This is a genomic window from Pseudomonas sp. RtIB026 (assembly GCF_016861355.2).
Taxonomy (GTDB): Bacteria; Pseudomonadota; Gammaproteobacteria; order Pseudomonadales; family Pseudomonadaceae; genus Aquipseudomonas; species Aquipseudomonas peradeniyensis.
In genome coordinates this window covers 668,512-682,469 of record NZ_AP023348.2, presented here as the reverse complement: position 1 = coordinate 682,469, position 13,958 = coordinate 668,512, and the positions used below count along the sequence as shown (strand labels likewise).

Annotated in this window: 13 protein-coding genes; 9 read left to right on the top strand and 4 right to left on the bottom strand. The window is 64.2% G+C overall.

Features of this window, described 5'->3' with window-relative positions; genetic code table 11:
* Positions 1-39: 39 nt before the first annotated feature.
* Positions 40-1,137 carry a DNA-processing protein DprA gene (dprA, locus tag PRtIB026_RS03070; RefSeq protein ID WP_203649214.1) on the bottom strand — a complete coding sequence of 366 codons (1,098 nt, stop codon included), beginning with the start codon at positions 1,135-1,137 and terminating at the stop codon, positions 40-42.
* Positions 1,138-1,345: 208 nt separating this feature from the next.
* Here dprA and def point away from each other — a divergent pair, with 208 nt between their 5' ends.
* From def to PRtIB026_RS03045, 5 genes are all read left to right on the top strand, one after another.
* Positions 1,346-1,852 (top strand): peptide deformylase, encoded by a 507-nt coding sequence (gene def, locus PRtIB026_RS03065; RefSeq protein WP_028690050.1) that lies wholly within the window; start codon positions 1,346-1,348, stop codon positions 1,850-1,852.
* Between the two features lie 62 nt (positions 1,853-1,914).
* Positions 1,915-2,847: a methionyl-tRNA formyltransferase gene (gene fmt / locus PRtIB026_RS03060; RefSeq protein WP_203649216.1), complete on the top strand. Its 933-nt coding sequence runs from the start codon at positions 1,915-1,917 to the stop codon at positions 2,845-2,847.
* Positions 2,844-4,154 (top strand): 16S rRNA (cytosine(967)-C(5))-methyltransferase RsmB, encoded by a 1,311-nt coding sequence (rsmB, locus tag PRtIB026_RS03055; RefSeq protein WP_203649218.1) that lies wholly within the window; start codon positions 2,844-2,846, stop codon positions 4,152-4,154. Before fmt ends, rsmB begins: the two co-directional genes overlap by 4 nt.
* Before the next feature lie 26 nt (positions 4,155-4,180).
* Positions 4,181-5,554, top strand: a complete 1,374-nt coding sequence (gene trkA, locus PRtIB026_RS03050) for a Trk system potassium transporter TrkA (protein ID WP_050707620.1) — start codon at positions 4,181-4,183, stop codon at positions 5,552-5,554.
* A 125-nt stretch (positions 5,555-5,679) separates the two neighbouring features.
* Positions 5,680-5,988 carry a tetratricopeptide repeat protein gene (locus PRtIB026_RS03045; RefSeq protein ID WP_186712233.1) on the top strand — a complete coding sequence of 103 codons (309 nt, stop codon included), beginning with the start codon at positions 5,680-5,682 and terminating at the stop codon, positions 5,986-5,988.
* A 108-nt stretch (positions 5,989-6,096) separates the two neighbouring features.
* Here the strand turns inward: PRtIB026_RS03045 and PRtIB026_RS03040 are convergent, their stop codons facing one another.
* The gene (locus PRtIB026_RS03040) at positions 6,097-6,984 is read right to left on the bottom strand and encodes a lysophospholipid acyltransferase (RefSeq protein ID WP_203649220.1); all 888 of its coding nucleotides are present in this window, start codon (positions 6,982-6,984) and stop codon (positions 6,097-6,099) included.
* Positions 6,985-7,025: 41 nt separating this feature from the next.
* Positions 7,026-7,577 (bottom strand): DNA-3-methyladenine glycosylase I, encoded by a 552-nt coding sequence (locus PRtIB026_RS03035; RefSeq protein ID WP_050707617.1) that lies wholly within the window; start codon positions 7,575-7,577, stop codon positions 7,026-7,028.
* Positions 7,578-7,660: 83 nt separating this feature from the next.
* Here PRtIB026_RS03035 and glyQ point away from each other — a divergent pair, with 83 nt between their 5' ends.
* The 4 genes from glyQ (at position 7,661) to PRtIB026_RS03015 (ending at position 12,027) form a co-directional block, all read left to right on the top strand.
* Positions 7,661-8,608 carry a glycine--tRNA ligase subunit alpha gene (gene glyQ / locus PRtIB026_RS03030; RefSeq protein ID WP_011531473.1) on the top strand — a complete coding sequence of 316 codons (948 nt, stop codon included), beginning with the start codon at positions 7,661-7,663 and terminating at the stop codon, positions 8,606-8,608.
* Complete coding sequence (glyS, locus tag PRtIB026_RS03025; RefSeq protein ID WP_203649222.1) at positions 8,605-10,659, top strand: glycine--tRNA ligase subunit beta; 2,055 nt, start codon at positions 8,605-8,607, stop codon at positions 10,657-10,659. Before glyQ ends, glyS begins: the two co-directional genes overlap by 4 nt.
* A 4-nt stretch (positions 10,660-10,663) precedes the next feature.
* Complete coding sequence (gene gmhB, locus PRtIB026_RS03020) at positions 10,664-11,191, top strand: D-glycero-beta-D-manno-heptose 1,7-bisphosphate 7-phosphatase (protein ID WP_062572332.1); 528 nt, start codon at positions 10,664-10,666, stop codon at positions 11,189-11,191.
* Between the two features lie 65 nt (positions 11,192-11,256).
* Complete coding sequence (locus PRtIB026_RS03015; protein ID WP_203649224.1) at positions 11,257-12,027, top strand: lysophospholipid acyltransferase family protein; 771 nt, start codon at positions 11,257-11,259, stop codon at positions 12,025-12,027.
* Positions 12,028-12,291: 264 nt separating this feature from the next.
* Here the strand turns inward: PRtIB026_RS03015 and PRtIB026_RS03010 are convergent, their stop codons facing one another.
* Positions 12,292-13,911 carry an MFS transporter gene (locus PRtIB026_RS03010; protein ID WP_203649227.1) on the bottom strand — a complete coding sequence of 540 codons (1,620 nt, stop codon included), beginning with the start codon at positions 13,909-13,911 and terminating at the stop codon, positions 12,292-12,294.
* Positions 13,912-13,958 lie beyond the last annotated feature (47 nt).

Genomic DNA, 13,958 nt, shown 5'->3' with positions numbered 1-13,958 from the left:
TTTCCGTCTCTCCGCATAAACGCCGTGCGCGCAGTGTACTTAGCCGGCACGGGCAAACCAACGCCCGGCTTCGTTGCTCACCCGGCCTTCGAGCTCCAGCTCGGTGAGACTGGCATGCACCTGGGCCAACGGCAGGCCGCTGCTGTGGGCCAGGCCCTCGCTGGTGTGGGGGGCAGCGTGGAGCAGGGCGAGCAGGGGATGGGCGGGTTTATCCACAACTGCGGGCGGCAGGTTCTGCCAACCGCGCAGGCTGTCGAGGATCTGCTCCACGCTTTCCACCAGCAGGGCGCCATCGCGGATCAGCTGGTGGCAGCCCTTGGCGCCGGGGTGATGAATGGACCCAGGAATCGCGTACACCTCCCGCCCCTGTTCGGCGGCGAGCCGTGCGGTGATCAACGAGCCACTGGCGAGGCTGGCCTCGACCACCAGCACACCCAGCGACAAGCCGCTGATGATCCGGTTACGGCGCGGAAAGTTGCCGGCCAGTGGCCCAGCGTCCAGCGGATACTCGGAAACCAGCGCGCTACCGCTGTCGATCATCGCCCTGGCCAGGTCACGGTGGCGCTGTGGATAAAGTTTTTGCAACCCCGTGCCGAGCACCCCTATGGTGTACCCGCCAGCCTTCAACGCGGCCCGATGAGCGGCACCGTCGACGCCCAGTGCCAGCCCGCTGGTGATGGTGAAACCCGCCTGGGAAAGGCATCGGGAAAACGAGCCCGCGGTATCCAGCGCCGGGGGTGAAGCACGCCTGCTGCCCACGATCGCCAGTTGCGGTTGCTCGAGCAAAGCGGGCTCGCCCGCGACGAACAACAGCGGCGGCGGATCGTCTATCTCGGCCAGCAACGCCGGGTAGCCAGGGCCGTCCCACATCAGTAAATGCTGGCCCGAATGCTCTAGCCAGCGCATTGCAGCCAATGCACCGTCGCGTACTTGCGGGCTGCGGCGGGCGTCTATACTGGCATCCTTCAGCCCCAACGCCTGCCAGGCGCTGGCCGGCGCGCTGAGTGCCGACGAGGCACTGCCGAACGCGTCGATGAGGGTATGGAAACGACGCAAGCCAATCTCCGGAAGGCTATGAAGACGCAGCCGCGCCTCCAGTTCCGCAGGCGGACAAGGCGACGAACGGGATGGGTTCATGGTAGATCGTCCTTGATCGACAGGGGGCCAGATACGTGGCACAACCTGTGGATATCTTTGTGAATAACACTTTGAAAAGCTGTCCATGAAATGGCAGCTATCAAGCCCATAGAGACCCTAGCCAAGCTTCACAGGTGCCGAACGCCCCATTTCCCTTTATTATGTGTGCTCAGTTTTCAACCGACCGCACAGTGACTGCCTGACCGCCATGGCCATTTTGAACATTCTCGAATTCCCCGATCCGCGCCTGCGCACCATCGCCAAACCGGTGACGGAGTTTGACGACGCCTTGAGCCAGCTGATCGACGACATGTTCGAGACCATGTACGAGGCGCCTGGCATCGGCCTGGCCGCCACCCAGGTCAACGTGCACAAGCAGGTCGTGGTGATGGACCTGAGCGAAGACCGTAGCGAGCCGCGCGTCTTCATCAACCCCACGGTCGAGGAACTGACCCACGACATGGGCCAGTACCAGGAAGGCTGCCTGTCGGTGCCCGGCTTCTACGAGAACGTCGACCGCCCGCTGCGCGTGCGGGTCAAGGCCCAGGACCGCGACGGCAAGCCCTACGAACTGGAATGCGAAGGCCTGCTGGCGGTGTGTGTGCAGCACGAGTTCGATCACCTCAACGGCAAGTTGTTCGTCGACTACCTGTCCCAGCTCAAACGCGACCGGATCAAGAAGAAGCTGGAAAAGCAGCACCGCCAGCAAGCCTGATCCCCACCTTCCAGAAGGCTTGCTCCGGCAAGCCTTTTTCTTTTTGAAGAAGCGAGAACTCCATGCGCATCGTCTTCGCAGGCACTCCAGAGTTTGCCGCCGAACACCTCAAGGCCCTGCTCGACAGCCCGTACGAGATCGTGGCCGTCTACACCCAGCCCGACCGCCCGGCCGGCCGTGGCCAGAAGCTCATGCCGAGCGCGGTCAAGGCGCTGGCCGTGGCCCATGATATCCCGGTGTACCAGCCGCAGACCCTGCGCAATGCCGATGCACAAGCCGAACTCGCCGCACTGAAGCCAGACCTGATGGTGGTGGTCGCCTACGGGCTGATCCTGCCCCAGGCCGTGCTGGATATCCCGCGTCTGGGTTGCATCAACAGCCACGCCTCCCTGCTGCCACGCTGGCGCGGCGCGGCGCCGATCCAGCGCGCCGTGGAAGCCGGCGACTCCGAGAGCGGCGTGACCGTGATGCGCATGGAAGCCGGCCTGGACACCGGCCCGATGCTGCTCAAAGTGGTTACCCCTATCGGCGCCGACGACACCGGCGGCACCCTGCACGACCGCCTCGCCGAAATGGGCCCGCCTGCTGTAGTACAGGCAATTGCCGGCTTGGCCGACGGTTCGCTGCAAGGTGAAGTCCAGGACGATGCCCTGGCCACCTACGCCCACAAGCTGAACAAGGACGAAGCACGCATCGACTGGAGCCGCCCGGCCGTGGAGCTGGAGCGCCTGATCCGTGCCTTCAACCCCTGGCCGGTGTGCCACAGCACCCTCGACGGCGAAAGCGTGAAGGTGCTGGCCGCCAACTTGTCCACAGGCCAGGGCGCCCCCGGTGAAATCCTCTCCGCCAGCAAGGACGGCCTGGTCGTCGCCTGCGGTGACGGCGCCCTGAGCCTGACCCGCCTGCAACTGCCCGGCGGCAAGGCCCTGGCCTTCAGCGACCTGTTCAACAGCCGCCGCGAGAAGTTCGCCAGCGGCAAGGTGCTTGGCCAATGAACCCACGCCTGGCCGCCGCCCGCGCCCTTGCCGCCGTGCTCAGCGGCAAGGCCTCGCTGAACAGCTCGTTGCCGGCGCAACTGGACAAGGTCGAAGAGCGCGACCGGGGCCTGACCCAGGACCTGGCCTTCGGTACCGCCCGCTGGCAGCCGCGCCTGGACCTGCTGGCCGCGCAACTGCTGCAGAAACCGTTCAAGGCCGCCGACGCCGATGTACAGGCGCTGCTGCTGGTCGGCCTGTACCAGCTGTTCTACACGCGCATCCCGGCCCACGCCGCCATCGGCGAGACCGTGGGTTGCGCCGACAAGCTCAAGAAGCCGTGGGCCAAGGGCCTGCTCAATGCCGTGCTGCGCCGCGCCCAGCGTGAAGGCGAGGAGCTGCTCGCCGGCATGGAACGCGACCCCGTGGTACGCACCGCACACCCGCGCTGGCTGCAGAAGGCGCTGAAAACGTTCTGGCCGGAGCAATGGGAAGCCATCTGCGCCGCCAACAACGCCCACCCGCCGATGATCCTGCGGATCAACCGCCGCCACCACAGCCGCGACGCCTACCTGGTGCTGCTGGCCGAGGCCGGCATCCAGGCCAGCGCCTGCCAGTTCAGCCGCGACGGTATCGTCCTGGCCGAAGCCTGCGACGTACGTGGTTTGCCGGGCTTCGCCGACGGCTGGGTGAGCGTGCAGGACGAAGCCGCGCAACTGTCCGCCGACCTGCTCGAACTGGCCCCCGGCCAGCGCGTGCTCGACGCCTGCTGCGCCCCGGGCGGCAAGACCTGCCACCTGCTGGAAGCCGAACCTGGCCTGGCCCACATGGTCGCCATCGACCTGGAAGCCAAACGCCTGGCCCGCGTGCGCGAGAACCTCGACCGCCTCAAGCTCGACGCCGAGCTGATCGCCTGCGACGCCCGCGACACCACCAGTTGGTGGGACGGCAAGCCATTCCAGCGCATCCTGCTCGATGCGCCCTGCTCGGCCACCGGCGTGATCCGCCGCCACCCGGACATCAAGCTGACCCGCCAGGCCGAGGACATCCCGGCCCTGGCAACGCTGCAAGGCGAGCTGCTCGATGCCTTGTGGCCGACCCTGGAAGTGGGCGGCATGCTGCTTTACGCGACCTGCTCGAGCCTGCCAACCGAGAACACCGAAGTGATCGACGCCTTCCTCGCCCGCACCCCCGGCGCCCGCGAGCTGGACCTGGCTACCGAAGCCGGCCTGCGCCAGCCCCACGGCCGCCAGTTGCTGGCCCAGGAAGGCGGCCACGACGGGTTTTACTATGCCAAGCTGATCAAGATCGCCGCCTCGCGCGGGTAAAGAACAAAAAGGGTAGGGAGTAGCGGATGAAGATCATCATCCTCGGCGCAGGCCAGGTTGGCGGTACGCTGGCAGAGCACCTGGCCAGCGAAGCCAACGACATCACCGTGGTCGACACCGACAGCGAGCGCCTGCGCGACCTGGGCGATCGCCTGGACATCCGCACCGTGCAGGGCCGCGCCTCGCTGCCGACGGTGCTGCGCCAGGCCGGCGCCGACGACGCCGACATGCTGGTGGCGGTGACCAACAGCGACGAGACCAACATGGTCGCCTGCCAGGTCGCTTATTCGCTGTTCCACACCCCGACCAAGATCGCCCGGGTGCGCGAGTCGGCCTACCTGACCCGCGAGGAGCTGTTCGACAACGATCATATCCCGGTGGACGTGCTGATCAGCCCCGAACAGGTGGTGACCAACTACATCAAGCGCCTGATCGAACACCCGGGCTCGCTGCAGGTGATCGACTTCGCCGAAGGCAAAGCCCAACTGGTGGCGGTCAGGGCCTACTACGGCGGCCCGCTGGTGGGCCAGCAACTGCGCCAGATCCGCGCCCACATGCCCAACGTCGACACCCGCGTGGCGGCGATCTTCCGCCGCGACCGGCCGATCACGCCCCAGGGCGACACGGTGATCGAGGCCGACGACGAGGTGTTCTTCATCGCCGCGAAGAAGGACATCCGCGCGGTGATGGGCGAGCTGCGGCGTATCGACGAGACCAACAAGCGCGTGGTCATCGCCGGCGGCGGGCAGATCGGCGAACGCCTGGCCGAGGCCATCGAGAGCCGCTACCAGGTGAAGATCATCGAGATGAACCCGGCGCGCTGCCGCTACCTCTCCGACACCCTCGAAAGCACCGTGGTGCTGCAGGGCAGCGCCTCCGACCGCGACCTGATGCTCGAAGAGAACATCGCCGACGCCGACATCTTCCTGGCCCTGACCAATGACGACGAGGCCAACATCATGTCGTCGCTGCTGGCCAAGCGCCTGGGCTCGCGCAAGGTGATGACCATCATCAACAACCCGGCCTACGTCGACCTGGTGCAGGGCGGCGAGATCGACATCGCCATCAGCCCGCAGCTGGCCACCATCGGCACCTTGCTGGCCCACGTGCGCCGCGGCGATATCGTCAGCGTGCACTCGCTGCGCCGCGGCGCGGCCGAGGCCATCGAGGCGGTGGCCCATGGCGATTCGAAGTCGAGCAAGGTAGTGGGCAAGGCCATCGAGGACATCTCGCTGCCGCCGGGTACCACCATCGGCGCGATCATCCGCGACGAGGAAGTGCTGATCGCCCACGACGACACGGTGATCGAGTCGGGCGACCATGTGATCCTGTTCGTTGTGGATAAAAAGCATATTCGGGACGTGGAGAAGCTGTTCCACGTGGGCCTGAGTTTCTTCTAGAAGAGAAAGCCAACCCCTGTGGGAGCGGGTTTACCCGCGAATACGATTGCCGATTCAGCGACGCATTCGCGGGTGAACCCGCTCCCACAGGCGCCCGCAACATCATGGATTCGGGAGAGAAACCTATGCGCGAATCGCTGGAGAAGATGCTGGCCAAGGGTGTGGATAACCCGCTGCTGAGGTTCGGGCTGGGCAAGGCCTGGCTGGACGAGGGCAATGGGGCTGAAGCAGCGGTGCACCTGGCGGCTTGTGTGAAGCAGGATCCAAAGTACTCGGCGGCGTGGAAACTGCTGGGGAAGGCGTATCAGTTGAGCGGGGATCTGGACGGCGCGCGCAAGGCCTGGGAAGAGGGGATCGTCGCGGCGCAGGCCCATGGCGACAAGCAGGCTGAGAAAGAGATGACCGTGTTCCTGAAGAAATTGAACAAGATCTGAGATCGCCGGGGCTGCTTTGCAGCCCTTTCGCGGCACAAGGCCGCTCCTACAGGGGATCGCGGTCACCTTGTAGGAGCGGCCTTGTGCCGCGAAGCGCCCCCAGCAATCTCAATACCAGCGCGGCTCGCCCGCCGGACGCTTCTTGAAGCGCTTCATGCTCCACATGTACTGGCTCGGGTACTCGCGCACATAACGCTCGACCACCTTGCTCATGGCCGCCGCCGATTCAGTCACATCGGTGCTGTACATCGCTTCCGGCGCCGCTTCCAGGAACACCTTGAAGCCCGAGCCATCCGGCAACCGCAGGGCATGCAGGAAAACACCCACCGCCTTGCCGCCAGCCAGCATGTTCGGCACGAACTTGCTGGTCAGCGCCTGGGTGCCGAGGAACGGCACGAACACGCCCGCCGACTCCGCCGGCTCCGGGTCGGCCGGAATCCCCACCTGGCCACCCCGACGCACTTCCTTGATCACGCTGAGGATGCCTTCCTTGGTCGAAGGCGCCACGCGGTTGCCCATCTGTACGCGCTGTTCACGCAGCAAGTCATCCACAGCCTTCAATTTGGGCGGGCGGTAGAAGATGATCGGTTTGCACTGGTTGCAGTAGAAGTGGTTGAGCACCTCCCAGTTGCCCAGGTGGCTGGTGATGCCGACCACGCCCTTGCCCGAGGCCAGGGCCTGCTCCAGCACTTCCAGGCCGTGCACTTCCTTGACCAGCTCCAGCGAGCGCTGCGGCGGCCAGATCCAGGCGCAGGCGCTCTCGACAAACGACTTGCCGATGTCCTTCAACGCGCGGCCAACCAGCTGCTCGCGCTCGACCGGGTCCATCTCCGGGAAACACTTGGCCAGGTTGATCCGCACGACATTGCGCGAGCCATTGGGGATTTTCCACATCAGCCAGCCGATACCGGCGCCGACGCGCTGCACAGCGCCCCAGGGCAGCTTGGCAAACAGGCGCAGCACCCCGACCATCAGGGCGCCCTTGAACTTTTCCACAGGCGAATTCCTTATTTCAGCAAGGCGCGCATTGTACCCCGTCAGCGCACCAGCGCGGCGTAACGATCACAGTCGGTGGTGTGGTCCATGACCATGCCGGTGGCCTGCATGAAGGCGTAGCAGATGGTCGGCCCGACAAAGGTGAAGCCGGCCTTCTGCAGGGCCTTGCTCATGGCCTTGGCCTCATCGGTGACCGCCGGCACGTCGCCGCGCCCCTGGAACTGGTTGATCTTCGGCGCACCGCCGACGAACGACCACAGCCATTCGGCGGGGTTATCCACAGCCAGCCAGGCCTGGGCATTGCGGCGCACGGCCTTGAGCTTGAGGCGGTTGCGAATGATGCCGGGATCAAGCATCAGCTCCTCGATGCGCTCGTCGCTCAGGCGCGCCAGTTTCACCGGATCGAAGCCATCCAGCACCTGGCGATAGCGCTCGCGTTTCTTCAGTACCGTGATCCACGACAACCCCGCCTGGAACCCTTCGAGCAAAAGCATCTCGAAGAGCAACGCCGGATCGCGCTGCGGCGTTCCCCACTCATGGTCGTGATAGGCCTGGTACAACGGATCGTCGGAACACCAAAAGCAGCGTGGCATAAGGCTCCAATAACGTAGAGGGCGAGGCGAATCGGGTATACTCCCGCTCTTTACATCCGCATCCCCAGATACAGGTGAATTTCGTGAGCCAGCCTACGCCAGCCGTGCGTACCTTCCAAGACCTGATCCTCGCCCTGCAGAACTACTGGGCCGAGCAAGGTTGTGTGGTGCTTCAGCCCTACGATATGGAAGTAGGCGCCGGCACTTTCCACACCGCTACCTTCCTGCGCGCCGTAGGCCCGGAGACCTGGAACGCCGCCTACGTGCAGCCCAGCCGTCGCCCCGCCGACGGGCGGTATGGCGAAAACCCCAACCGCCTGCAGCACTACTACCAGTTCCAGGTGGTACTCAAGCCGAACCCGGCCAACTTCCAGGAGCTGTACCTCGGCTCGCTGAAAGCCATCGGCCTGGATCCACTGGTTCACGACATCCGCTTCGTCGAAGACAACTGGGAATCGCCGACCCTCGGCGCCTGGGGCCTGGGTTGGGAAATCTGGCTGAACGGCATGGAAGTGACCCAGTTCACCTACTTCCAGCAGGTCGGTGGCATCGAGTGCTACCCGGTCACCGGTGAGATCACTTACGGCCTGGAGCGCCTGGCCATGTACCTGCAGGGTGTGGACTCGGTCTACGACCTGGTATGGGCCGACGGTCCGTTCGGCAAGGTCACCTACGGCGACGTGTTCCACCAGAACGAAGTGGAACAGTCGACCTACAACTTCGAGCACGCCAACGTCGAGAAGCTGTTCGAACTGTTCGACTTCTACGAAAGCGAAGCGAACCGTCTGATCAAGCTGGACCTGCCACTGCCGACCTACGAAATGGTCCTGAAGGCCTCGCACACCTTCAACCTGCTGGACGCCCGTCGCGCCATCTCGGTGACCGAGCGCCAGCGCTACATCCTGCGCGTGCGTACCCTGGCCCGGGACGTGGCGCAAAGCTATCTGCAAGCCCGCGCACGCCTGGGCTTCCCGATGGCCTCTCCCGAACTGCGTGACGAAGTGTTGGCTAAGCTGGAGGCTGCACAATGAGTGCTCAAGATTTCCTGGTTGAACTGGGCACCGAAGAGCTGCCACCGAAGGCCCTCGCCACCCTGGGCGACGCGTTCCTCGCCGGCATCGAGAAAGGCCTGCAGGCCGCCGGCCTGAACTACACCGGCAAGCAGGTCTACGCCGCGCCGCGCCGCCTGGCCGTGCTGATCCGCCAGCTGGATGTGCAGCAGCCAGACCGCAGCATCAACATCGACGGCCCGCCCGTGCAGGCCGCGTTCAATGCCGAAGGCCAGCCGACCCAGGCCGCCCTGGGCTTCGCCAAGAAGTGCGGCGTGGAGCTGTCGGACATCGACCAGAGCGGCCCCAAGCTGCGCTTCTCCCAGCACATTCCGGGCAAGGCCACCGCCAGCCTGCTGCCGACCATCGTCGAGGATTCGCTCAACGACCTGCCGATCCCCAAGCGCATGCACTGGGGCGCCAGCCGTGAAGAGTTCGTGCGCCCGACCCAGTGGCTGGTGATGCTGCTGGGCGACCAGGTGGTCGATTGCACCATCCTGGCCCAGAAGGCCGGCCGTGAATCCCGTGGCCACCGCTTCCACCACCCGGAAAACGTGCTCATCACCACCCCGGCCAACTACGTCGAGGACCTGCGCAAGGCCCACGTGCTGGCCGACTTCGCCGAGCGTCGCGAGCTGATCAGCAAGCGCACCGCCGAGCTGGCCATGCAGCAGGAAGGCACGGCCATCGTGCCACCGGCGCTGCTGGACGAAGTGACCGCCCTGGTCGAGTGGCCGGTGCCGCTGGTGTGCTCGTTCGAGGAGCGTTTCCTCGAGGTGCCGCAGGAAGCCCTGATCACCACCATGCAGGACAACCAGAAGTACTTCTGCCTGCTGGACAGCGAAGGCAAGCTGCTGCCGCGCTTCATCACCGTGGCCAACGTCGAGAGCCGCGATCCGAAGCAGATCGTCGAAGGTAACGAGAAAGTCGTGCGTCCGCGCCTGACCGACGCCGAGTTCTTCTTCAAGCAGGACAAGAAGCAGCCGCTGGAAAGCTTCAACGAGCGCCTGAAGAACGTGGTGTTCCAGGCTCAGCTGGGTACCGTGTTCGACAAGGCCGAGCGCGTTTCCAAGCTGGCCGCCTTCATTGCCCCGTACATCGGCGGCAGCGCCGCCAACGCCGGCCGTGCCGGCCTGCTGTCCAAGTGCGACCTGGCCTCGGAAATGGTCGGCGAATTCCCTGAAATGCAGGGCATCGCCGGCTACTACTACGCCCTCAACGACGGCGAGCCGCAAGACGTCGCCCTGGCGCTGAACGAGCAGTACATGCCGCGCGGCGCCGGCGCCGAGCTGCCGCAGACCCTCACCGGTGCCGCCGTGGCCATCGCCGACAAGCTCGACACCCTGGTCGGCATCTTCGGCATCGGCATGCTGCCCACCGGCAGCAAGGACCCGTACGCCCTGCGTCGTGCCGCCCTGGGCGTGCTGCGCATTCTGATCGAGAAGCAGCTGGACCTGGACCTGGCCGTCGCGGTCGAGTTCGCGGTCAAGCAGTTCGGTGCCAAGGTCAAGGCCGCCGGCCTGTCCGAGCAGGTGCTGGAGTTCGTCTTCGACCGCCTGCGCGCGCGCTACGAGGACGAAGGCATCGACGTCTCCACCTACCTGTCGGTGCGTGCCCTGAAGCCGGGCTCGGCGCTGGACTTCGACCAGCGCGTACAGGCCGTGCAGGCCTTCCGCAAGCTGCCGGAAGCCGAAGCCCTGGCCGCGGCGAACAAGCGCGTATCCAACCTGCTGGGCAAGGCCGAAGGCGCCATCGCCGACCAGGTCGAGCCGAAGTACTTCGACAACGCCAACGAGTTCTCCCTGTACTCGGCCATCCAGCAGGCCGACCAGGCCGTGCAACCGATGGCGGCCGCGCGTCAGTACAGCGAGGCCCTGGCCCGCCTGGCGGCCCTGCGTGACCCGGTCGACGCCTTCTTCGAGGCGGTGATGGTCAACGCCGAGGACGCCAAGGTACGCGCCAACCGTTATGCCCTGCTCAGCCGCCTGCGCGGTCTGTTCCTGGGCGTGGCCGATATCTCGCTGCTGGGGTGAGTCGTTGAAACTGCTGATTCTTGATCGAGACGGAGTGATCAACCACGACTCCGACGCCTACATCAAGTCGCTGGAGGAGTGGATCCCCATTCCCGGCTCGATCGAGGCCATCGCGCAGTTGAGCAAGGCGGGCTGGACGGTGGCGGTTGCCACCAACCAGTCCGGCATTGCCCGCGGCTACTACCCGCTGGAAACCCTCGAGGCCATGCATGCGCGCCTGCGCGCGCTGGTGGCCGAGCAGGGCGGCGAAGTCGGCCTGATCGTGCATTGCCCGCACGGCCCGGATGAGGGCTGCGACTGCCGCAAACCCAAGCCCGGGATGCTGCGGACCATTGCCGAGCACTACCAGGTACCGCTGGCCGGTGTATGGTTCGTCGGTGACAGCAAAGGTGACCTGGAGGCGGCCCTGGCCGTCGATGCACAACCCGTGTTGGTGAAAACCGGCAAGGGTGAAAGGACCCTGGAAAAAGGGGTTCCGCAAACTACACTGATTTTCGACGATCTGGCAGCCATCGCCAGAGAACTTATTTAAATGAGTGCGCCAGGAACGGCGCACTTTTCATTAGGCGGGCACGCCCCGCAACGGTACATGCCACTATGTCGATCCTGCAGGCGATCAGAATCTTTCTTTTTTACCTGCTGTTGGGCACCAGTTCGCTGCTGTGGTGCTCGCTGAGCTTCTTTGTCGCGCCTTTCCTGCCGTTCCCCAAGCGCTACCGGTTCATCAACGTCTACTGGTGCCGCTGCGCGCTGTTCCTGGTACGGACGATCCTGCGGATCGACTACAAGATCACCGGCGCCGAGAACGTGCCTGAGGTACCTTGCGTGATCCTGTCCAACCACCAGAGCACCTGGGAGACGTTCTTCCTGTCGGCGTATTTCTCGCCGCTGAGCCAGGTGCTCAAGCGCGAGCTGCTGTATGTGCCGTTCTTCGGCTGGGCCATGGCCATGCTGCGACCGATCGCCATCGACCGGAAGAACCCGAAGGAGGCCCTGCGCCAGGTTGCCAGCCAGGGCGACGAGCTGCTCAAGCAGGGCACCTGGGTGTTGATCTTCCCCGAAGGCACCCGCGTGCCGCACGGTCAGATCGGCAAGTTCTCCCGTGGTGGTACCGCATTGGCGGTGAACGCAGGCCTGCCGGTACTGCCGATTGCCCACAACGCCGGCAAGTTCTGGCCGCGTGAAGGCTGGGGCAAGCGCCCGGGCACCATCGAGGTGGTGATTGGCGAGCCGATGTACCCGGAGGGGACAGGTCCGCGAGCCATCGCTGAGCTCAACGACCGTGCCCAGGCATGGAACGAGGCGGCCCAACGCGCCATGGGTTCGCTGCCGCCAGCGGCGGAAAAACCCGAGCAGCAGCCTGCCTGACGATCTGTGGATAACTTGTTAGCAATTTTTGGATTAAGCGTCTTCAAACATAGCTAAGCTATTGAATTAGATATTTATTTCCATGTATGACGTTTTTTCGAAAATCGTGCATAAGTTTTTTCCCGCGATAAAAAAACCGGCTTTTACGCCGGTTTTTTTGTGGGCTGAAATCGCTGCTGGCTTCTTCGCGGGTAAACCCGCTCCCACAGGGTATTGCGCAAACCTGTGGGAGCGGGTTTACCCGCGAAGGCCCCAGCGAAAATCTCAGACCTTGTCGATATCCACATCCCGAGTCTCTTTCAGGCAGAAGATCCCCACCACCAGGCTCACCCCGGTAATCAGCACCGGGTACCACAGCCCATAGAAGATATCCCCGGTGTACACCACCAACGCGAACGACACCGTCGGCAGGAAGCCGCCGAACCAGCCGTTGCCGATGTGATAGGGCAGGGACATCGAGGTGTAGCGGATGCGCGTCGGGAACAGCTCGACCATCACCGCCGCCAACGGCCCGTAGGTCATGGTGGCGATCAGGATCATGGCGACGATCAGCACAACTACCATCACCTGGTTCACATGCGCGGGATCTGCCTTGGCCGGGTAACCAGCGCTATCGATAGCGTTACGCATGGCCGTCTCGTCGAAACCATTGATGGTCTTGTCGCCGATGCTGACGATCACCTCGCTGCCGGCGACATTCACCGAGCTGTAGGGCAGGCCCTGCTTGACCAGGAACGTCTTGACCTTGTCGCACGGGCTATCGAAGCGCGCCTTGCCCACCGGGTCGAACTGGAAGGTACAGCCCTTGGAGTCGGCGGTGACGACGATCGGCGCCTGGCGACTGGCAGCGTCGATCTGTGGGTTGGCGTAGTGGCTCAGGGCCTTGAACATCGGGAAGTAGCACACCGTGGCCAACAACAGCCCGATCATCAGGATCGGCTTGCGCCCGACCCGGTCCGACAGCCAGCCGAAGAACACGAAGAATGGCGCACCGATCACCACGCTGATGATCAGCAGGGTGTTGGCCTGGGCCGGGTCCACCTTGAGCATCTGGGTCATGAAGAACAGTACGTAGAACTGCGCGGTGTAGAAGGTCACCGCCTGCCCGGCATTGATACTGAACAGCGCCGTGAGCACCACCTTCAGGTTCGGCCACGAAGTGAACGACTCACGGATCGGCGACTTGCTCACCTTGCCCTGGGCCTTCATTTTCACGAAGGCCGGCGACTCGTGCATGCTCATGCGGATCCAGGTGGAAATCGCCAGCAGCACGATCGACAGCAGGAACGGCAGGCGCCAGCCCCAGGTTTCGAACTGGTCGCCACTGATGTAGCGGCTGGCCAGGACGACGGTCAGCGACAACAGCAGGCCCAGTGTGGCAGTGGATTGGATGAAGCCGGTATGGAAGCCACGTTTGCCATGAGGCGCGTGCTCGGCGACATAGGTGGCCGCACCACCGTACTCACCGCCCAGCGCCAGCCCCTGAAGCATGCGCAGCACCACCAGGATGATCGGTGCAGCGATGCCGATGCTGGCATAGGTCGGTAGCAGGCCGACCGCGAAAGTGGACAGGCCCATCAGCACGATGGTCACCAGGAAGGTGTACTTGCGCCCGATCATGTCGCCCAGCCGGCCGAACACCAGCGCGCCGAACGGGCGCACCAGAAAGCCGGCGGCGAAGGCCATCAGGGCGAAGATGAAGGCGGTGGTGTCGTTGACCCCCGCGAAGAACTGCTTGCTGATGACCGCAGCCAGCGCGCCATAGAGAAAAAAGTCATACCACTCGAACACCGTCCCGAGGGATGACGCGAAAATGATCTTGCGCTCTTCACGACGGCTTGGGCTGCTCGCCGCCGCCCCCTGTTCCTGGATGTAATCCGACATCGTTGCTGTCCTCGGCCCGCAGGCCACAGTGATTATTCTTGTTGTTC